The following is an 18,935-nucleotide window of genomic DNA, read 5'->3' as shown; positions in this document are numbered from 1 at the left end:
CCTCCCCCAGTGCCTGAACGGCCTGGGGGTACCCCCACCGCTAACCCGGTAGGCGGTCCACGGAAGGAGATGCCGGCCTTGGCGTCGCATCGCAAACCGCGCCCCCGGGTGCGCACCACCCCTGTCGTCGGTCTCACGACGGCGGCGCTCGCCTCCGTCACCCTGCTCTCCACGCAGAGCGCGACGGCCGCCCCAGCCGAGCCCAGGCCCAGCATCGAGGAAGTGCAGAAGAAGGTCGACGCCCTCTACCGGCAGGCCGGTACCGCGACGCAGCAGTACAACCAGGCGAAGGGCGCGTCGGCCGAACAGCGCTCCAAGGTCGACGCGCTGCTGGAGGCCGCGGCGAAGCGGGCCGACAAGCTCAACGAGACGCGCCGGGAGCTGGGCAACTACGCGGCCGCGCAGTACCGCACCGGCTCGATCGCCCCGACGGCGACGTTCTTCCTCGCGGACGACCCGCAGTCGTACTTCGACCAGGACCAGCTGATGGCCCGGATGACGAGCCAGCAGCAGAAGGCGGTCGCCGACTTCCGTACGCAGCAGAAGGAGGCGGCGGCGAAGCGCGTCGAGGCGACGAAGAGCCTGGAGACGCTGACCGAGTCGCAGGAGTCGCTGCGCACCAGCAAGCAGCAGGTGCAGACGAAGCTCACCGAGGCGCGCACCCTGCTGTCGAAGCTGACTGCCGAGGAGAAGGCACGGCTCGCGGAGCTGGAGCGCAAGAAGGAGGCCGAGGCCGCGCGCAAGGCCGAGGAGCTGGCCCGCCAGCAGGCCGCCACGCAGGAGAAGGCCGAGGAGGCCGCCAAGGAAGAGGCGGCGAAGCAAGGGGCCGGTACGGGCACGGGCTCCGGCACCGGCACGGGGTCCGGCGGGACGGGCTCCGGCAGCGGATACGCCACGAAGGCCGAGAAGGTCCTGGCCTTCGCCCGCGCCCAGATCGGCAAGCCCTACGTCTGGGGGGCGACGGGCCCGTCCTCGTACGACTGCTCCGGTCTCACCCAGGCCGCCTGGAAGGAGGCCGGCGTCGATCTGCCGCGTACCACCTGGGACCAGGTCGAGGTCGGCACCCGGGTCGCCACGGCGGATCTGAAGCCGGGGGACCTGGTCTTCTTCTACGACGACATCAGTCACGTCGGCATCTACAAGGGCGACGGCATGATGATCCACGCACCGAAGCCGGGCGCGAACGTCCGCGAGGAGTCGATCTACTACATGCCGATCTACGGCAGCGTGCGCCCGGCCTGACAAGGCCGCTCGCGCACAGGACGGAGGGGCCCGGGGACACTTCCCCGGGCCCCTCCGCGCACGGCCGGTCCGCTCAGGTCCAGAGCGTGGCGATGAAGATGTTGGCGACCGTCAGACCGCCGACCGCGGCGAACGCGCCCTTGTCCACCTTCTCCTCGTCCCGCTTCACGTAGACGAGCGCCAGGATCACGATCAGGACGAGCAGCTTGACGCCGATCTTGATGTTGTTCACGCTCTGGTCGTCGGCCTGGTTGAGGCCGACCAGGGCGACACCCGTGACGAGCATGGTGAGCGCACCGTGCAGCATGGCAGGGACGAAGCGGGCCGTGCCCGCCCCCATGGCCTTCATCTGGGTCAGGAAGCCGCCCAGCAGGGAGGCGATGCCGATGATGTGCAGGGCCACGAAGACATTGATGAGTACGTCCATGGCCGCAGCCTAACCGCGCCCATATCACCACTCTTCGGCCAGGTACGACTTACCGATGAGCTGGTTCCTGGTCTGCACGAATTGCCGGACTCCGGTTGATTTTTGCGGTCATCGGATGGAAACGAAACAGCACATGAGGGCAATACCTGTCATTACACCTCTTCTCCGTGTGCCGGGTTTAGCGTCCCTCCCAGGTGACCGGCTCTGCACCACCGCCCCGTACCGGGCGGTGCCCCGGTCGCCCCGCCAGGAATCCGGCGGCGGGCCACTCCCCCCTGTGGTGACCCGCCGGACCCCGGCGGGCCGGCCGGCACCCCCCGGCGGGCAGTCGAACGGAAGGACGCACCACCCCCGTGGCCGCCCATCGAGAAGCCGCTCACCGCAAGCCCAGGCAGCGTCCGTTCACCGGCCCTGCCGTCCGCACCGCGGCGGCCGTCGCCCTCGCCGGGGCGGCGACCGCGACCGCCCTCGAGGGTGCCGCCCAGGCCGACCCCCAGCTCACCACGGCCCAGGTCGAGGCGAAGGTCGACCGGCTCTACCACGACGCCGAGGTGGCCACGGAGAAGTACAACGGCGCGAAGGAGCGGACAGCCGCCTCCGAGAAGTCCCTCGACGCACTGCGCGACGAGGCGGCCCGCAGGACGGAGCGCCTCAACACCGCGCGCGACGCACTCGGCGCGTACGCCACCGCCCAGTACCGCAGCGCCGGCATCGACCCCGCCGTCCGGCTGGCCCTCTCCTCCGACCCCGACGAGTACCTGGAGCGCGCCTCCTACGAGGACCGTGCGGGCGACCGCCAGGCCGGTGCGGTCAACGGCGTACGCCGGCAGATGAGTGACATCGCACAGCTGCGCGCCCGGGCGGAGGACGAGCTCACGGCCCTCGCCTCCCGCCGGGCCGACCTGAAGAAGCACAAGGACGCGGTCCGCACCAAGCTCGCCGACGCCCGGAAACTCCTGGCCACCCTCACCGCCGATCAGCGCGCCGACTACGAGCGCTCGGCCGACGCCGCGCACGGCGGCGGCGCCGTGCGCGGCGACCGGGGCGTCCCGCGCGGCTCGGTGGCAGCCCCCAACGCCCGCGCGGCGCAGGCCGTCCAATTCGCGTACGGGGCACTCGGAAAGCCGTACGTCTGGGGCGCCAGCGGCCCCTCGTCCTTCGACTGCTCCGGCCTCACGCAGGCCGCCTGGCGCGCCGCGGGTGTCTCGCTGCCCCGCACGACGTACACCCAGATCGACGCGGGGCAGCGTGTGTCCCGCTCCGAACTCGTCCCGGGGGACCTGGTCTTCTTCTACTCCGGGGTCACCCACGTCGGGCTCTACATCGGCGGCGGGCAGATGATCCACGCCCCGCGCCCGGGTGCCCCCGTCCGTATCGCGCCGATCAGCGAAATGCCTTACGCGGGAGCGACCCGGGTCGCCTAGGCTCCCGGACCCATGGACACCGCCATTCAGAATTACGCGCGCACCCTGACCCTCCGTTCCCCGGACCACTACCGGGTGGGCCCGTTCACGGTGCGCCACAATCCGGGCTGGGACCTGAAGTTCGCCAACTACGCCATCCCCGACCAGGACGCGGAACCCACCGCGCAGGAGGTCACCGACCTGGTCGGGGCGTTCCGCTCACGCGACCGGCTGCCCCGGCTGGAATTCCTGCCCGCCTGGGCGCCGGCCGTCGAACCGGCCCTGCTGGCGGCCGGCTTCACGGTGGAGAACCGCGCACCCGTCATGGCCTGCACCGCCGACGGCCTGTTCACGCCGAAGCCGGTGGACGGCCTGCGCATAGCCGAGCCGGTCACCGCCGACGAGTTCGCCGCCGCGGCCGCCGTCCAGCACACCGGTTTCGGTGGCGAGGGCGGACCCGACGACGGCGAGATCGCCTGGCTGCGCGGAGCGACGGCGGGCGGCGGCGTATCCGCCCTGGCCACCGTGGCCGGCCTGCCCGCCGGTGCGGGCGGCTGCTCGGCCCCGGCCGACGGCATCGGCGAACTGGCCGGCCTGGCCGTCGCCGGAGGCTTCCGCCGCCGGGGCGTCGGCGCGGCACTCTCCGCCTGGCTGACCCGCACCGCCTTCGACCGCGGCTTCACCACCGTGTGGCTGGAGCCGGGAGGCCCGGACGTCGAGCGGATCTACGCGAGCATCGGCTACCGCAGGGCCGGCGAGAAGCTCAACATCTCGCTCGGCCCCGCCTGAGCGGGTGCGGGGCTCAGACCAGCCGTCGCGCCGTGGCCCACCGGGTCAGTTCGTGCCGGTTGGAGAGCTGGAGCTTGCGCAGCACGGCCGAGACGTGGGACTCGACCGTCTTCACCGAGATGAACAGCTGCTTGGCGATCTCCTTGTACGCGTAACCCCGGGCGATCAGCCGCAGCACCTCGCGCTCGCGCTGCGTCAGCCGGTCCATGTCCTCGTCGACCGGCGGGGCGTCCGTCGAGGCGAAGGCGTCCAGGACGAATCCGGCCAGCCGCGGCGAGAACACCGCGTCGCCGTCCTGGACCCGGAACACGGAGTCGACCAGATCGGTGCCGGTGATGGTCTTGGTGACGTAGCCGCGGGCGCCACCGCGGATGACACCGATGACGTCCTCTGCGGCGTCCGACACGGACAGCGCCAGGAAGCGCACCGGGTTCTCGACCGCGCCCATCATCGGCGCACATCGCCGCAGTACCTCGACGCCGCCGCCTCCCGGGAGGTGGACGTCGAGGAGGACGACCTCGGGGCGGGTCGCGGTGATCACGGTGACCGCCTGGTCGACGTCGGCGGCCTCGCCGACGACCTCGACCCCGGTCTCCTCGGTGCGGCCGATCTCCGCCTGGACCCCGGTGCGGAACATCCGGTGGTCGTCGACGAGCACGACCCGTACCCGGCGCTCCGGGCCCCCGGTCGCTTCGGTGTTCTCGGTCATTCGCTCGCCCTCTCCATCTCCAGCTCGACTTCCGTGCCCCCACCGGGCACCGAACGCAGCCGCGCCGTACCGCCGTTGCGCTGCATCCGGCCGATGATCGATTCTCGTACGCCCATCCTGTCGTCGGGGACGGCGTCCAGGTCGAACCCCGGCCCCCGGTCCCGTACGGAGACGAAGACCGTGCGGCCCTCGACCTCGGCGAAGACCTGGACGGCACCGCCCTCGCCACCGTACTTGGCGGCGTTGACCATCGCCTCGCGTGCGGCCTGCATCTGCGCCGCCAGCTTCTCGTCGAGCGGGCAGTCACCGACGACCACGACCTCCAGCGGGACCCCGTGCTTGTCCTCGACCTCGGCGGCGGCACGCTTGACCGCCTCGGCGAGGCTCGACGGTTCCTCGGCCTCCTCCTTGCCGGTGCCCTCCGGGTTGTACAGCCAGTTGCGGAGCTCCCGCTCCTGGGCGCGGGCGAGCCGCCGGACCTCGCCGCCGTCGTCCGCGTTGCGCTGGATCAGGGTGAGCGTGTGCAGGACGGAGTCGTGGACATGGGCGGCGACCTCGGCCCGCTCCTGGGCCCTGATGCGCATGAGGCGTTCCTCGGAGAGGTCCTGGGTCATCCGTACGAGATAGGGGCCCGCGAGCAGCGCGATGCCGGTGAGCACGGCGATGGCGGCGGTCAGCGCCGTGCCGAGCTGGGCCGCCGATCCCCGCACCACCATGAAGGCGGCGAGGCCGAGGCCGACGAGCGCGACGCCGGCCAGTCCGCGGGCCAGGTGCAGCACCCTGCGGCGGCGGCCGACCTCGATCCACTGGGCCCGCCGGGCGTTGTCGGCCTGGCGCCATACGAGGACGGAGCCCGCGCCGATGAGCAGCGCCGGCCAGACGTAGCGGTCCGCCTTGCTGCCCATGTCGACGTTGCCGACGAAGACCACGGCACCGACGAGCAGCGCGAGCAGCGCGAAGACCTGGCCCGTGTCGGGTTTCCGGAGTCTGCGCCGGCCGTCCGGGGCGGTCTCGAAGAGCGACCTGTCCACCCCGCCGACCCCGCCGACCCCGAGCGGTACGACGATCCAGAACACGGCGTAGAGCAGGGCGCCCAGGCCGTCCGCGAAGAACAGCCCGAGGAACACGAACCGGACCCAGGCGACGGGCAGTCCCAGATGTCCGGCGAGCCCGCGTGCGACGCCGCCGAGCATCCGCCCGTCGGCGCTGCGGTACAGCTTGCGCGGCGCCGGCTCCTCCGGGTCCGGGGCGTGGGAGCTCGGGGCTCGCGTCGTGGCTGCTGGCATGCACCGATCGTCACACGTTCCGGCGGGTCGTGGCATCAGGGTCTGCCCGGACTCGACCCTGAGGCTCCCGGGCCGGAGCCCCACCACAATGCTGCGGCACCAAAGGTCTCCGGGCCCGGGCCCCCAGGGGCCCCAGGGACGCAATATCAGGGACCGGCCAGGGTCGTCGCGGGTCCCACGAGGGCGTACGGACCGTCACCATGGAGCCATGACCGTTCCCCAGGACGCCTCCCCCGGCGTCACCCCGCCCCCCGAGCCGGCACCCCGGCTGCGGCGCAGCCCGCGTCAGAAAGTGGTGGCCGGGGTGTGCGGCGGGCTCGGCCGGTACTGCGACGTGGACCCGGTGATCTTCCGGATCGTGCTCGGTGTCCTCGCGGTGACGGGCGGCATCGGCCTCATCTTCTACGGCTTCGCGTGGCTGCTGCTCCCTGTGGACGGCGAGGAGGAGAACGAGGCGCGCCGGCTGTTGTCCGGCCGCGTCGAGGGGGCCTCGCTGATCGCTCTGGTGCTGGCCCTGGTGGGCTGCGGGCTGCTGCTGTCGATGCTGCACAACGGCGGGATGCTCGCCTTCGCCGCGATGCTGTCGCTGACCGTGGTCGGCTTCTCGGTCTGGACCCAGCACCGCAGGACGGCCCCGTCCGACGACACACCGGGCGCGGCGGACCACACCCCGAAGAGCACGGCGCACTCGGCCGGCCACGGAGCTCCACCCGAGGTGAAGGCGCCGCCCACGCCGGGCGGCCCGTCCTGGTGGCGGGAACCGATCGTCAAGGACGGCACGACAGGCCCTGCCGGAACCGGCTACCTCTGGGGCCCCGCGGACGCGGTGCCCGAGGCGGTGGAGGCCGGCAGGAGCAGACCGACGGCGGACGCCCCGTTCCGCCCGCCCCACCGCCCCACGGGCACCCGGGGCCCGCAGCCGATCGGCGGCCTCGTCTTCCTGCTCGCACTGGTCGCGGGCGGTCTGGGCACGGGACTGAGCTGGGGAACCCATCCGCTGGGGACGAGCCTGCAGATCGGACTCGCCGCCGCACTCGGGGTGTTCGGCCTCGGCCTGCTCGTCGCCTCCGTGCTCGGCAGGACCGGCTTCGGCACGGTCCTGCTGGCCATGGTCACGGCGGGCCTGCTGGCGGGAGCCTCCGCCGTCCCCGACGACATCGGCACCGACTGGGCCCGCAAGGAATGGCGCCCGGCCTCGGTCGCGGCCGTCGACCCCCTGTACAAGCTCTCCACCGGGGTGGCGAAGCTCGACCTCTCCGGCGTCACCGTCCCGAAGGGCCGGACCCTTCGTACCCGTATCGAGGTCGGGGCGGGCCGCGCACTCGTGGTGGTGCCGGCGGGCGTGACGGTGAAGGTCGACGCCGAGACGGGCCTGGGCGACATCCAGTTCCCGTCCGGCCAGCGCAAGGACGTGGACATCGCCGCCGACCGGCGTACGCGGCGGACCATCGAACCCGCCGAGAACAGCAAGCCCGCCGGCACCGTCGAGCTGGGCATGGGAATCGGAGTCGGACAGCTGGAGGTCACCCGTGCTGCGTCATGAGATCAAGCCCGGCCGCGCGGTGGCGGGCCTCGTCATGCTGGCCCTGGCGGCGGGCTACGCGGCCGACGCGGCGGGTGCCTGGAACGCGTCCTGGACATTCTTCGCACCCGTGTTCTTCGGCGGGCTGTGGCTGGCCGCCACAGCGGCCTGGGTGAGCTACCGGGTGCGCCGGCGCCGCGAGGCGCGGAAGGCGTCGGCGGAGAACCCGGCGGTGGCGGGGCCCCCGCACGGTGGTGCCGCCGAGATGTGACCGGCTCGGGAGGTCCGTACGCGTCGGCACGCGTCGGCACGCGTCGGCCGGGTGGTCGCGGGAGCGCACACCCGGTCCGTACGCGTCGACCCGGTGGTCGCGGGAGCGCACATCCGGTCCGTACGCGTCGGCCGGGTGGTCGCGGGAGCGCACACGTGACCACCCACGTCGAGCGGGTGAGACACCTCGGCGGCCGACGTCACGAGCCCCCGCACACCGAGGACGGCACACGAGCCACGCATGCGCCGAGGACGGGACACGCCGCCCGCCGGGCGGGCGGCGTGGAGCGATCGACCGGGAAGAGGTCAGCCCAGGACCTGGGCGCGCCGGCGCCGCACGACGAGGACGCCGGCCGCACCCACGACCACCGCTGCGGCGGCCGCGCCCGCGATCGGCAGCGTCGTCGAGGAGCCGGTGGCTGCCAGGTTGCCGCCGGTCGTCGCCGAGCCGGTGCCGCCGGTCGTGGAGGACCCGGCACCGCCTGTCGACGAGGATCCGCCGACCGATCCGTCGGCGCCGGTCGAGCCGCCGGCCGAACCGGCCGAACCTCCCATTCCGCCGGAGCCGCCCGTGCCGCCGGAGCCGCCCGTTCCGCCGGAGCCGCCCGTGCCGTCGGTCGGCCCGGTCGTCCCGCCGTCCGTCACGTCCAGGGTGATGTCGGCCTTGTCGTTGGCCTTGTCGGGGTCGAACGGCCGCGCGGCGGTGCCCAGTGCCACCGAACCCTTGGCACCCTGCACCTGCTTGTCGATCTTCAGCTGGAAGGTGTAGGTCTCGCCCCCGCCCTCATCGACCCACCGCTGGCTGGTGCCGCAGACATACGCCTCGCCCTTGGCCTCGCAGAACCCGTGGGGCTTCACGACCGACGTTCCGGCGGGAGGCGTGATCAGGACCTCGACGAGCGGGTCCCCCTCCCTGTTCAGCGTCCAGGCGGGGCCGGCGTTGGTGAACTCCGCCTTCAGCGTCACCGTGTCGCCGACGCGGCCTTTCAGGTCGGCCCCCGTCACCCGGTAGTCGGCCGTGTTGACGGAGGAGACCGGCACGTCGACGGCGTTCTCCGTGGCTTCGCCCGCACTCGTACGCTCCACCAGCTTCACCGCCGGCGCGGTCCCGGCCACCGGCGGCGTCGCGGCTTCGTCCAGCCCCGGATCGGTGTCCCAGACACTCACCCGCAGGTCGTCGTCGAGCGCGCGGTCCAGCGCCCTGACCGGGAGAGGCTTCTCCGGCGTGTAGGCGACGCCGGGCTCCACCCGCTGGTCGAACTCGCACACGACGTTCGACTTGGCGGTCATCTCGTCGTGGGAAGGGACCTGGTGTGCTCGGCAGTTCGACGGGATCTCGCCGTAGTCGAGGCCTCGGGTGACGGAGTAGAACACCCAGGCCCTGTCGGCGGCCTCGGTGCCCTTGTTCACGACAGTGACCGGTTGCCCGAAGGTGCTGCCCGGCTTCACGCCTTCGATCGGGGCTATGTCCTCGACGAGCAGACCGGCGGGTTCGTCGGCGGCGGCAGGCATCGCGCCCACCGCGATCAGGCCGGCAACACCCAGCGCGGTGACGGCTGTACGGGAGGTACGGCGGATGTGTGGGGGGATCAGCATGGAGTGAACCTCTGCGGAACGCGGGTGACTGGATGGTGTCCTCTGGAGAACATTCCTTCAACATCCAGGACACCTGTCGGCGCCGAACGGTTGCGCACGCGAAGAACTGCCCGAGGACAGCGGGCGGAAAGCGCACGGACAGCCGGCGTCCCTGACGGAAGGCCAGGCGCCGCCCCCTGGCCGCACGTTCCTGCCCGGCGCCCCTGCCCGCCCGCGCCCCGTGGCCGCGCGTCCTGCCGCCCCTAGCTCCGCCGTCGGCCTCCCCTGAGGGCGTCCAGCGACAGGTACGGCGCACCCGCCAGCAGCAGCGGCAGCCAGGCCATGAGGTAGATCAGGTCGTTGCCGTAGTAGTACGGCTCGGTCTGCCAGCTGACGGTCAGCCACAGGCTCAGCGAGATCAGTGCCCCGCCGAGCGCGGCGAGCCGGGCCCACAGCCCGGCCAGGGTGCCGAGCCCCACGAGGAGCTCGCCGACCGCGATGGCGTAGCCGAAGCCTTCGGGGCTCTTCAGTGCCAGGTCGACGAGGCCCGGGATGGCCGCGCTGTCGCGCACGGCGTTCATCATGTCGCCGATCGATCCGGTCCCGCTCGCCGACAGGAACGCGCTGTCGGTGAGCTTGTCGAGCCCCGCGTAGACGAACGTGACGCCGAGAAAGATCCGCAGGGGCAGGAGCGCGTAGTCTCCCGCCCGGTCCCTGAGACTTCTCGGCTCGTCCAGCCCGTAGGAACCGCCCCTGTACCCGCGCATCACCGCTCCGCCTTCCGTTGGCCCTTCAAAAGACCATACGTACGCCGGTTCGGTGCCGCTCACCAGGGCTGCGGCTCAGTCCGTGACATCGATGAGGCAGGAATTGGTCTCCACGCCCGCCGCCGTGACGACCTGTACCTCCACTGCGCCGGGTTCGACCTCGACGGGCACCGGCACGGTGAGCACGGTGTCCGCCGGGTTGGCGAAACCACCGGTGACCGGGATCAGAGGTACGTGCACATGGACACGCCCGATCCTGACGACCACCCGTGCCAGCCGGTCGGGACTGCCGGCGCCGGGCGGGACGAATCCGGCGCCGCGGATCTCGATGTCGTCGCCGGTGCGGATCGGGGCGTCCAGATCGCCCGCCTCCCTGGTCCGCACGACCGACAGGATGACCGGCCGGCCGCCCTCCGCGTACTTCCCGGCGAAGTACGTCGCCGCCGAGACGGCGACCAGGACCGCGAGGCCCCACGGCAGGTCCGGGAGCTGCTCGGGGCGGCGGGCCAGGCGGACCGCGGCGAACAGCACGGCGACGGCGCTGACCAGCACATACTGCACATCGGTGAAGCTGCCGCGCCCGGAGTCGTCGGTCAGCAGGTCGGCTGCGCGCGGCCGGTCGGCACGCAGCTTCTGCAGGCGTTGGGCCAGTACGCGCACGGTCACCACCCGGCGGACGACGACGGCGACGGCGCACACCAGCGCGAGCACGGTCAGTACGCCGGCCGAGCGGACCAGGTCCAGGCCCTCGATCAGGGCGTCGCGGTCGGCGTGGTCGGACGCCCCCGCCAGTTGCAGCGCGAGGACGAGCACGGCGAAGACGGCGAGCAGCACCCAGGACGCTGCGACGGCGCGTGAGGTGGAGAGCCGGTTGTCCTCTCCGATCAGCGGGGCGAGGAGGCCGCCACGGGCACGGTGTACGCGTGCGGCACCGGTCAGCAGGCCCGCGGTGACGAGTGCCGCGACCAGCCCCGCGGTGCGGGCCGTGGACCAGCCCGCACCGATCGCGGTGACGGACTCGCCGATGACCAGCAGGGCGACTCCGCCCCATACGACGACGAGGGTGCGCACCCAGAGCGTGTGCAGCCAGGCGTCACCGGCCTCACGGCTTCGCTCGGCGACGGTGCGGGCCGACTCGGTCAGCTCGTCCGACACCCACTGCCGGGACGCGGACACGGACTGGGCGACCCCGGCGGGCAGGCCCTGCCCGGCGGCGAACTCGTCCCGCTTGGTGAGGAAGGCCGCCACCGCGCGGCGGTGTCCTTCGCGTGCTCCGTGCGGGCAGTCGCCGCACGTACAGCTACCGCCGTGCGCACTTTTCGCCCTCGCCTCGTCCAACGCCACGGAGAACGCCGCCCTTTCCGACCTCGTAGAACCAACTCGCCTGCGATTTCTGCGAATTGTGCCGTACGGAGCGGGCTCGTCCCGCATCGGGGCGGGCCGGGGGCGCATGTCGTAGATATGTGCGATTCTCAGCCGCTGAGCACGAGGTAGGCGAGGCCCAGTGTCCCCCGGTATCCCCCGTAGTACCCGGTGCGGCGGGCGGCGACGGCCTCCGTCACCCCGGCGTGCAGCGGGTGTGCGGGGTTGGCCAGCGCCCAGCGCTCGCCGCGCCCGATGTTGGCGGCGGACTCGAAGAGGTCCCACTCGCGCTGATCGGCGACGGTCACCTGGAGCGGCCTGAGCCCGGCCGCCTCCGCCTGCCGGATCAGCCCCAGGAGCGAACCGAAGTCGCCGGGCTCGGCGCCCAGCCCCTCCAGCGCGGCGGGCGAGGGCTCCCGCTCCCAGAAGCCGTCCCCGAACAGCACCCGGCCGCCGGGCCGTACAGCGGCCCGCAGGGCCTTCAGCGCCTCCGGGGTGCCGCCAGGCCAGGCGTGCGAGGAGCCGATCGAGACGGCGAGGTCGTAGCCGTCCCCCGGATACTCCGCGGCCGGCGCCTCGTGGAACCGCACCCGGTCGGTGAGCCCGCGCTCCCCTGCCAGCCTGAGGCCTCGCGCCACGGCTTCCGGGTCGGTCTCGATGCCGTCCCCGGTGGATCCGGGCGCCGCTTCGACCAGGCGCATCAGCAGCTCGCCCCAGCCGCTGCCGAAGTCGGCGATCCGCGCGCCGGGGGCCGGAGCGCAGGCGTCGATCAGCTGGGCGGCGTGCGCCTGGGAAAGGGGGGTGTTCCAGGTCAGGCGGTCGTTGGCGGGGGCAGACATGAGGGCGCGGACTTCATCGGCGGACATGGTGGGACACCGTTCCACCGAAGACGGACCCCCTGCCACCGAATTAGCGGGGGCGTCGCCTGTGGATCGCGGTGAGATCGATGTCGAGGGGAAAAGGCACGTCGAGCTTCAGGGTGTTGTGGTAGATCCCTGTCGCCGTGTACGCCCTGAGAGCCGGATCGAGCTCGTACACATACACGACGGGCAGACCGTCGGCGCCCTGCTCCACCCGCCAGAAGTGCACGACCCCGGCGGCTGCGTATTTCCGTGGCTTGGCGTCCCTGTCCCTGACCGCGGACTCCTCCGACACGACCTCCACAGCCAGAAGGACATCTTCCGGCCGCAGACAGGTCTCCTTCGGGCCTGTGTCCGCGTCCAGCGGAACCACGAGCACGTCCGGTTCGGGTCGGTTGCGAGCGTCCAGCTTGACGCTGAACTCACGGAAGACATCGAGTTCATCCGGTGCCTGGTCAAGGAGACAGGTCTCCAGCAGACGCATGGTCCGCATGTGAAACCTGGTCTGCGGACTCATGAAGACGAGACTCCCGTCGATCAGCTCGGTGTGCCGCGGCAGGTCCGGAAGCCGATCGAGATCCTCCGCCACCCAGCCCTGGGGCGGGGGCACCGGATAGTGGTAGTGCTCGGTCGCTTCGTCGTCGGGTGCGGCACTCATGGTTGCTCCCATGGGGCTGAGTCTCGTCTCCTCGGTCAGCGTACCCAGTCGATACGACGATGCCGCCGCCCAAACGAATGAGCGACGGCATCGGCACTGACCTCAGGGAGTAGGGGTCACTCCCACTCGATCGTCCCCGGCGGCTTGCTCGTCACGTCGAGCACCACGCGGTTGACCTCGGCGACCTCGTTGGTGATGCGGGTCGAGATCTTCGCCAGCGTCTCGTACGGCAGACGCGACCAGTCGGCCGTCATGGCGTCCTCGGAGGAGACCGGGCGCAGCACGATCGGGTGGCCGTAGGTGCGGCCGTCACCCTGGACGCCGACACTGCGCACGTCCGCGAGCAGGACCACCGGGCACTGCCAGATGTCACGGTCCAGGCCGGCCGCGGTCAGCTCCTCGCGGGCGATGGCGTCGGCCTCGCGCAGCAGGTCGAGCCGCTCCTTGGTGACGTCGCCGACGATGCGGATGCCGAGGCCGGGGCCGGGGAACGGCTGGCGCTGGACGATCTCCTCCGGCAGGCCGAGCTCCTGGCCGACCATACGGACCTCGTCCTTGAACAGCTGGCGCAGCGGCTCGACGAGCTGGAACTCGATGTCGTCGGGGAGCCCGCCCACGTTGTGGTGGGACTTGATGTTGGCGGTGCCGGTGCCGCCGCCGGACTCGACGACGTCCGGGTAGAGGGTGCCCTGGACGAGGAAGGCGACCTCGGGGCCGTCCTCCTGGAGGATCTCCAGCTGGGCCTGCTCGAAGACGCGGATGAACTCGCGCCCGATGATCTTCCGCTTCTGCTCCGGGTCGGACACACCGGCCAGGGCGTCGAGGAAGCGCTTCTCCGCGTCGACGACCTTCAGCTTCGCGCCGGTCGCGGCGACGAAGTCCTTCTCGACCTGCTCGGTCTCGCCCTTGCGCATCAGACCGTGGTCGACGTACACGCAGGTGAGCTGGGAGCCGATGGCCTTCTGCACGAGGGCCGCGGCGACCGCGGAGTCCACGCCGCCGGAGAGGCCGCAGATGGCGCGCTTGTCGCCGACCTGCTCGCGGATCAGGGCGATCTGCTCCTCGACGACGTTGGTGGTCGTCCACGTCGGCTCGATGCCCGCGCCGCGGTAGAGGAAGTGCTCCAGGACCTGCTGGCCGTAGGTCGAGTGCATGACCTCCGGGTGGTACTGGACGCCGTAGAGCTTCTTCTCGTCGTTCTCGAAGGCGGCGACCGGCACGACGTCCGTGGACGCGGTGACGGTGAAACCCTCGGGGGCGGCGGAGCAGGCGTCGCCGTGCGACATCCAGACCGGCTGCTCGGTGGGTGTGCCCTCGAAGAGGGTGGAGCCCGCCTTGGAGACGGCGAGCGGGGTGCGGCCGTACTCGCGCGCCCCGTTGTCGTCGACCGTGCCGCCGAGGGTGGTGGCCATGAGCTGGAAGCCGTAGCACATGCCGAAGACCGGGACCCCGGCCTCGAACAGCGAGCGGTCGATGCCGGGCGCGCCCTCCGCGTACACCGAGGACGGGCCGCCGGAGAGGATGATCGCCCGGGGGTTCTTGGCCAGCATCTCGGCCACCGGCATGGTGGACGGGACGATCTCGCTGTAGACCCGGGCCTCACGGACACGGCGGGCGATGAGCTGGGCGTACTGGGCGCCGAAGTCGACAACCAGGACGACGTCGGTCGCGGTGTCGGGGGCGGCGGGGGGTGCTGCTGGCACGGGGGCGGCCTTCCGGCGGTGGAGATGGGGGTCGGTCCTCCCAATTCTACCGGCCGTGGGACATCGCCCCGCCGGGCTCCCGTCTCACCATCCGGGCCCTGCGTGGACCCGGGCCCCGGGCGGGGTCCATACTTGCCCCATGCGTCAGCACACGATCTTCGTCTTTACCTATGGCACCCGGCCCGCCGGCTGCCATGGTCGTGCTGCTTGAGCAACTGACAAGCAACGTTCCAGGCGCCCCGGGCCGACAGGCCCGGGGCGTTCTGGCGTTCCGGACCTGTCGCTCCCGGGGACCGCACACCCCACCAGGAGTCACGGATGAAAAGCACCGCACCCACGAAGACCGCCGCCGAGCGGACCGGCGCGCACACCGACGAGGCCGCGTCCCTGATCGGAGACGCCCGGACGCGCATCGACGCCCTGGACGACCGGATCATCGGTCTCGTACAGGAGCGCATGGCCGTCTCCGCGGTCATCCAGGAGGCGAGGATCACGTCCGGGGGCCGCCGGGTGAACCTCTCCCGTGAGATGGACGTACTCAGCCACTACAGCGATGCCCTGGGCAAGCCGGGCACGGCACTCGCCATGACGCTGCTGGAGCTGTGCCGCGGCCGGGTGTGACCCTCGGGAAGGCTGTACGGCCGCACCCGCGTTCGGGCCCGGTCTCACCCGTACGGCGCGTGACCGGGCTCCGGACGGCTTCGTTGATCCGGGTGCCCGTTCCAGCCAGGGGCGGCATCGGCAGGAATCCACGCGTGGCTCCGCCGGGACGTGTGACGTACCGCAGGTGCGTCGTGGGACCACGACCCGGCGCGTGTGACCGGTCGGCAGGGGACAGCAGCCCGGTCACCCATGTGCGGCCGGCCCCGGGGACGCCCGGGACCGGCTGCCTTCGGACTGTCATCGACGACCCTCGGATCCGCGGGGCGCGGCGCCGGTTCGTCGCGTACAGCACGCCGCCCGTGTCCGAGGACGCTGAGCCGGAGGTACCGGAGGTATCCGTACTCCCGCTCGAACCCGATCCGGACGACGCGCCCGAGGCGCCGTCGCCGGGCGTCCCTGAGTTCCCGCCCGTGATGTCCCCGCCGGCCGCGCACTCGGTGGAACCGCCCGTACCTGCGGTGCCGTCCGACGTACCGCCCGGGGATCGGTTGAGCTGTGCGTCGGCAGCGGTTCGACCGCGCCGGGGCACCGGGAGCCGCCGGGGCGGGAGCACGGGACGAGCGCGGCCCAGAGGTGTGGCGAGCGCCACATAAAGATTCTGTGAAACGGAGGACAACCGTTTCTCCACTTCACAGGTCATGCATGGCGAACACACCGGCTCGTTCCGTCCCCACAACGGCAGGCCCGTTCATCCCTTTCAGGCGTACCGCAGTCCACGCGGTACCACGGACCCGCTGAGGCCCCAGATGAAGCTTCGTCGCACCCTGGCACTCGCTGCCGCCACCGCTGTCATAGGCCCGGTCGTCCTGCTGTCGGCGCCGGCCGCCTTCGCGGAGACCGAGACCACGACGACCGAGACCGCCTCGCCCACGCCCACCGAGACGCCGAGCGAGACTCCGTCCGAGACCGCGTCCCCCGAGAACACCGAGTCGGCTTCGCCGTCGGTGACCCCGTCGGCCACGGAGACGTCCGATGGCACCGCGCCCGGGACCGCCTCCCCGACCCCGACCGACACGGAGTCGGAGACGCCGTCCGCGACGCCGACGCCCACCGCCTCGGAGACCGACGAGGAGGAGGAGCCCGGAGAGGACGAGGAGCTCGGCAACTGCGAGCCCCAACCGCTGGACCTCGCGATCAACGGCCTGTCCGGCAAGATCGCCCGGGGCAGTGGCTGGGACCGGTTCACCCTGAACGCGTACAACGACTCGGACAAGACCGTGAAGAACGTCATGTTCTTCGCGGGCGCCGCCACCGACAAGGCGGGCGAGCACCTCTTCACCAGCAAGCAGGTCAGGATCCAGGCGCTCAACGAGGCCGACGGCACCTGGGAGGACCTGGAGGGCGACGGCACCGCGTCCGGATACGTCGGCGAGACCGACGAGCTCAAGCCCGGCTACGAGGTCGACATCGACCTGCGCCTCAAGGTGGCGGCGAGCGCCCCGGTGGGCGCCGGCTTCAGCCTCGGCGGCGGCCTCGTCTTCGGCGACGAGATCGCGGTGCCGTGCTTCACGGACGTCGCCTACAAGTTCCAGATCGTCGACGCCGGTGACGGCGGCGGCCCGAAGCCCCAGGAGGGCGGCAGCGTCCCCGTCCCCGACACCAAGCCGACCGGCGACACCACCAAGGTGACCGGCAGCCTCGCCGAGACCGGTTCTTCCTCCAGCACCACCATGTTCGCCCTCGCGGGCGGCGCCGCCGTGGTGCTGGGTGCCGGCGCGATGTTCGTCGTGCGGCGTCGCAGCAACGGTGACGCCGCCGCGTAAGGCGCCTCACCGGTAGGTACGTGAAGGGGCTGCACTCGGAGGGGGGTGCAGCCCCTTTGCGTTCCCTCGGTCAGGTTGCGTTCCCTCGGTCAGGCGTCGGTGACAGCCTTCTTCGGCGGCACCACGGGTATCCCCAGGAACGGCAGCTTGAGGGCGCCGAACGCGTCCTTCGGCACGGCGGGCTTCAGGGGTTCGACCGCGGCGAGCCGTTCGTAGGCCGCGTCCTGCGCCGGACGCGTGTCCGCCTCGCCCTTGTTGGGCCAGAAGGACATCGCGCGCTCCGCCTGCGCCGTGATCGTCAGCGACGGGTTGACGCCCAGGTTCGCGGACACGGCGGACCCGTCGACCACGGAGATTCCCGGGTGCCCGTACAGCCGGTGGTACGGGTCGATGACGCCCTCGTCAGGACTCGCCCCGATGGGGCAGCCGCCGAGGAAGTGCGCGGTGAGCGGGGTGCCCATCAGCTCCCCTATGTTCGATCCGGCGAAACCGTTGATCTCCTGGGCCAGCAGCGTCGCGCCCTGGGTGGCCTCGGCGATCTGGGTCGGGTTGGGTGAACCGTGCCCCTGCCGGGCTGTGAGCAGTCCCTTGCCGACGCCGCCGGGCTTGCGGTACGCCGTCAGTGAGTTGTCGAGCGACTGCATGACGAGGCCGATTATGGTCCGCTCCGACCAGCGCCGGTTGGACAGCGAGCGCATCAGGAGCCACGGGTGCCTGGCCACGTTGCCGAACCAGCTCAGCACCCTGTGGGTGCTGTAGGGCACCTGCAGGATGGTCAGCGCGCCCATCGCGTTGGAGCCCTTGCCGTAACGCACCGGCTCGATGTGGGTGTTCTCGTCGGGGTGGATCGACGAGGTGATGGCGACGCCCTTGCTGAAGTCGGCCTTGGAGGTCCCGTGCTTCCTGCGGTAGCGGCGGTCGCTGGTCTGCGCTCCCACCAGGCCTTCGGAGTTGGTGCGGGTCAGCTCACCGAGCCGGGACGACAGCCGGGGCAGCAGCCCCTCGTCCTTCATCGTGTGCAACAGGGTCTGGGTGCCGTACGTGCCCGCGGCGACGACCACCTTCCGGGCCCGCAGCACGGACGGCACCGCCTTGCGGCGCCGGTTCGTCGGCACGGTGGACACGCGGTAGCCGCCGTCCGGACCGTCCGTGACGGCGACGACGGAGGTCATCGGGTGGATGACGGCACCGGCCTTCTCCGCCAGGTACAGGTAGTTCTCGTTGAGGGTGTTCTTCGCACCGTGACGGCAGCCCGTCATGCATTCGCCGCACTGGGAGCACGCCTTGCGTGCGGGGCCCGCCCCGCCGAAGTAGGGATCGGCCGCCTCCCCGCCGGGCTTCGCGTGCGCCGTGCCGTCGGCGTCCTGACCGTCACCGAAGAAGACGCCGACCGGGGCGAGGTGGAAGGTGTCGCCCACGCCCATGGTCTCGGCCACGGCCTTGAGGTGGACGTCCGCCGGGGTCACGGTCGGATTGAGCCGCACCCCGAGCATCCGCTTCGCCTGGTCGTAGTACGGCGCCAGCTCGGCCTTCCAGTCGGTGATGCCGGCCCACTGACGGTCCTCGAAGAACGGCGCGGGCGGCACGTACAGAGTGTTGGCGTAGTTGAGGGAACCCCCGCCGACGCCCGCGCCGGCCAGCACCATCACCTTGCCGAGCAGATGCACCCGCTGGATACCGAACAGGCCGAGCGCCGGGGCCCACAGATAGTTCTTGATGTCCCAGGAGTTCTTCGGCAGCGTCGCGCGCGTGAAGCGGCGGCCCGCTTCCAGGACGCCGACCCGGTACCCCTTCTCGCTCAGCCGCAGGGCCGAGACCGCGCCGCCGAAACCCGAGCCGACGACGAGGACGTCGTAGTCGTACGCGTCGTCGTCCGCCGCCGGAGCGGACGGACCGGCCTGATTCTGGGCAGGGCTGTCCTGGGACATGGCACTCC

General features: G+C 71.6%; 17 protein-coding genes. 7 read left to right on the top strand and 10 right to left on the bottom strand.

Features of this window, described 5'->3' with window-relative positions:
• Positions 1 to 69 precede the first annotated feature (69 nt).
• Positions 70 to 1,242: a C40 family peptidase gene (locus HED23_RS04130; protein WP_203182058.1), complete on the top strand. Its 1,173-nt coding sequence runs from the start codon at positions 70 to 72 to the stop codon at positions 1,240 to 1,242.
• Positions 1,243 to 1,315: 73 nt separating this feature from the next.
• On the opposite strand, the gene HED23_RS04125 is transcribed toward HED23_RS04130, so the two are convergent.
• Entirely contained in the window at positions 1,316 to 1,669 is a 354-nt protein-coding gene (locus tag HED23_RS04125; protein ID WP_099173785.1) for a hypothetical protein, read from the bottom strand.
• Positions 1,670 to 2,022: 353 nt separating this feature from the next.
• Between HED23_RS04125 and HED23_RS04120 the strand changes: the two genes are divergently transcribed.
• Entirely contained in the window at positions 2,023 to 3,093 is a 1,071-nt protein-coding gene (locus tag HED23_RS04120) for a C40 family peptidase (RefSeq protein WP_203182057.1), read from the top strand.
• A gap of 12 nt (positions 3,094 to 3,105) precedes the next feature.
• Complete coding sequence (locus HED23_RS04115; protein ID WP_203182056.1) at positions 3,106 to 3,861, top strand: GNAT family N-acetyltransferase; 756 nt, start codon at positions 3,106 to 3,108, stop codon at positions 3,859 to 3,861.
• 13 nt (positions 3,862 to 3,874) lie between these two features.
• Here the strand turns inward: HED23_RS04115 and HED23_RS04110 are convergent, their stop codons facing one another.
• Together HED23_RS04110 and HED23_RS04105 are read right to left on the bottom strand one after the other, a co-directional pair.
• The gene (locus HED23_RS04110) at positions 3,875 to 4,570 is read right to left on the bottom strand and encodes a LuxR C-terminal-related transcriptional regulator (RefSeq protein ID WP_033297692.1); all 696 of its coding nucleotides are present in this window, start codon (positions 4,568 to 4,570) and stop codon (positions 3,875 to 3,877) included.
• Positions 4,567 to 5,856 carry an ATP-binding protein gene (locus HED23_RS04105; protein ID WP_203182055.1) on the bottom strand — a complete coding sequence of 430 codons (1,290 nt, stop codon included), beginning with the start codon at positions 5,854 to 5,856 and terminating at the stop codon, positions 4,567 to 4,569. Before HED23_RS04105 ends, HED23_RS04110 begins: the two co-directional genes overlap by 4 nt.
• 208 nt (positions 5,857 to 6,064) lie before the next feature.
• Here HED23_RS04105 and HED23_RS04100 point away from each other — a divergent pair, with 208 nt between their 5' ends.
• Together HED23_RS04100 and HED23_RS04095 are read left to right on the top strand one after the other, a co-directional pair.
• On the top strand, positions 6,065 to 7,399 hold the full coding sequence (locus tag HED23_RS04100; RefSeq protein ID WP_203182054.1) for a PspC domain-containing protein: 1,335 nt from the start codon (positions 6,065 to 6,067) through the stop codon (positions 7,397 to 7,399).
• Positions 7,386 to 7,649: a hypothetical protein gene (locus tag HED23_RS04095; RefSeq protein WP_203182053.1), complete on the top strand. Its 264-nt coding sequence runs from the start codon at positions 7,386 to 7,388 to the stop codon at positions 7,647 to 7,649. Before HED23_RS04100 ends, HED23_RS04095 begins: the two co-directional genes overlap by 14 nt.
• Before the next feature lie 305 nt (positions 7,650 to 7,954).
• Here the strand turns inward: HED23_RS04095 and HED23_RS04090 are convergent, their stop codons facing one another.
• The 6 genes from HED23_RS04090 to guaA form a co-directional block, all read right to left on the bottom strand.
• On the bottom strand, positions 7,955 to 9,244 hold the full coding sequence (locus tag HED23_RS04090; RefSeq protein WP_203182052.1) for an LPXTG cell wall anchor domain-containing protein: 1,290 nt from the start codon (positions 9,242 to 9,244) through the stop codon (positions 7,955 to 7,957).
• Between the two features lie 242 nt (positions 9,245 to 9,486).
• Complete coding sequence (locus HED23_RS04085; RefSeq protein WP_203182051.1) at positions 9,487 to 9,990, bottom strand: DoxX family protein; 504 nt, start codon at positions 9,988 to 9,990, stop codon at positions 9,487 to 9,489.
• A 75-nt stretch (positions 9,991 to 10,065) separates the two neighbouring features.
• Entirely contained in the window at positions 10,066 to 11,334 is a 1,269-nt protein-coding gene (locus HED23_RS04080; RefSeq protein WP_203182050.1) for a hypothetical protein, read from the bottom strand.
• A gap of 128 nt (positions 11,335 to 11,462) precedes the next feature.
• The gene (locus HED23_RS04075; RefSeq protein WP_203182049.1) at positions 11,463 to 12,218 is read right to left on the bottom strand and encodes an SAM-dependent methyltransferase; all 756 of its coding nucleotides are present in this window, start codon (positions 12,216 to 12,218) and stop codon (positions 11,463 to 11,465) included.
• Positions 12,219 to 12,261: 43 nt separating this feature from the next.
• Positions 12,262 to 12,870 (bottom strand): Uma2 family endonuclease, encoded by a 609-nt coding sequence (locus HED23_RS04070; RefSeq protein ID WP_203182048.1) that lies wholly within the window; start codon positions 12,868 to 12,870, stop codon positions 12,262 to 12,264.
• Positions 12,871 to 12,986: 116 nt separating this feature from the next.
• On the bottom strand, positions 12,987 to 14,573 hold the full coding sequence (gene guaA / locus HED23_RS04065; RefSeq protein WP_203182047.1) for a glutamine-hydrolyzing GMP synthase: 1,587 nt from the start codon (positions 14,571 to 14,573) through the stop codon (positions 12,987 to 12,989).
• A 318-nt stretch (positions 14,574 to 14,891) separates the two neighbouring features.
• Here guaA and HED23_RS04060 point away from each other — a divergent pair, with 318 nt between their 5' ends.
• The gene (locus tag HED23_RS04060; protein ID WP_203182046.1) at positions 14,892 to 15,194 is read left to right on the top strand and encodes a chorismate mutase; all 303 of its coding nucleotides are present in this window, start codon (positions 14,892 to 14,894) and stop codon (positions 15,192 to 15,194) included.
• 788 nt (positions 15,195 to 15,982) lie between these two features.
• On the top strand, positions 15,983 to 16,999 hold the full coding sequence (locus HED23_RS04055; protein WP_203182045.1) for an LAETG motif-containing sortase-dependent surface protein: 1,017 nt from the start codon (positions 15,983 to 15,985) through the stop codon (positions 16,997 to 16,999).
• Positions 17,000 to 17,088: 89 nt separating this feature from the next.
• Here HED23_RS04055 and HED23_RS04050 read toward each other — a convergent pair whose 3' ends face one another.
• The gene (locus tag HED23_RS04050) at positions 17,089 to 18,927 is read right to left on the bottom strand and encodes a GMC family oxidoreductase (protein WP_203182044.1); all 1,839 of its coding nucleotides are present in this window, start codon (positions 18,925 to 18,927) and stop codon (positions 17,089 to 17,091) included.
• Positions 18,928 to 18,935: the final 8 nt, after the last annotated feature.

Origin of the sequence: Streptomyces pratensis, from assembly GCF_016804005.1 — a bacterium.
GTDB lineage: Bacteria > Actinomycetota > Actinomycetes > Streptomycetales > Streptomycetaceae > Streptomyces > Streptomyces pratensis_A.
This window is presented reverse-complemented; position numbering and strand designations above follow the sequence as displayed.

Excerpts from the sequence above, each read along its gene's own strand:
- HED23_RS04130 (WP_203182058.1), top strand. The coding sequence starts at position 70 with ATGCCGGCCTTGGCGTCGCATCGCAAACCGCGCCCCCGGGTGCGCACC.
- HED23_RS04125 (WP_099173785.1), bottom strand. The coding sequence starts at position 1,669 with ATGGACGTACTCATCAATGTCTTCGTGGCCCTGCACATCATCGGCATC.
- HED23_RS04115 (WP_203182056.1), top strand. The coding sequence starts at position 3,106 with ATGGACACCGCCATTCAGAATTACGCGCGCACCCTGACCCTCCGTTCC.
- HED23_RS04110 (WP_033297692.1), bottom strand. The coding sequence starts at position 4,570 with ATGACCGAGAACACCGAAGCGACCGGGGGCCCGGAGCGCCGGGTACGG.
- HED23_RS04105 (WP_203182055.1), bottom strand. The coding sequence starts at position 5,856 with ATGCCAGCAGCCACGACGCGAGCCCCGAGCTCCCACGCCCCGGACCCG.
- HED23_RS04100 (WP_203182054.1), top strand. The coding sequence starts at position 6,065 with ATGACCGTTCCCCAGGACGCCTCCCCCGGCGTCACCCCGCCCCCCGAG.
- HED23_RS04090 (WP_203182052.1), bottom strand. The coding sequence starts at position 9,244 with ATGCTGATCCCCCCACACATCCGCCGTACCTCCCGTACAGCCGTCACC.
- HED23_RS04085 (WP_203182051.1), bottom strand. The coding sequence starts at position 9,990 with ATGCGCGGGTACAGGGGCGGTTCCTACGGGCTGGACGAGCCGAGAAGT.
- HED23_RS04075 (WP_203182049.1), bottom strand. The coding sequence starts at position 12,218 with ATGTCCGCCGATGAAGTCCGCGCCCTCATGTCTGCCCCCGCCAACGAC.
- HED23_RS04070 (WP_203182048.1), bottom strand. The coding sequence starts at position 12,870 with ATGAGTGCCGCACCCGACGACGAAGCGACCGAGCACTACCACTATCCG.
- HED23_RS04060 (WP_203182046.1), top strand. The coding sequence starts at position 14,892 with ATGAAAAGCACCGCACCCACGAAGACCGCCGCCGAGCGGACCGGCGCG.
- HED23_RS04055 (WP_203182045.1), top strand. The coding sequence starts at position 15,983 with ATGAAGCTTCGTCGCACCCTGGCACTCGCTGCCGCCACCGCTGTCATA.
- HED23_RS04050 (WP_203182044.1), bottom strand. The coding sequence starts at position 18,927 with ATGTCCCAGGACAGCCCTGCCCAGAATCAGGCCGGTCCGTCCGCTCCG.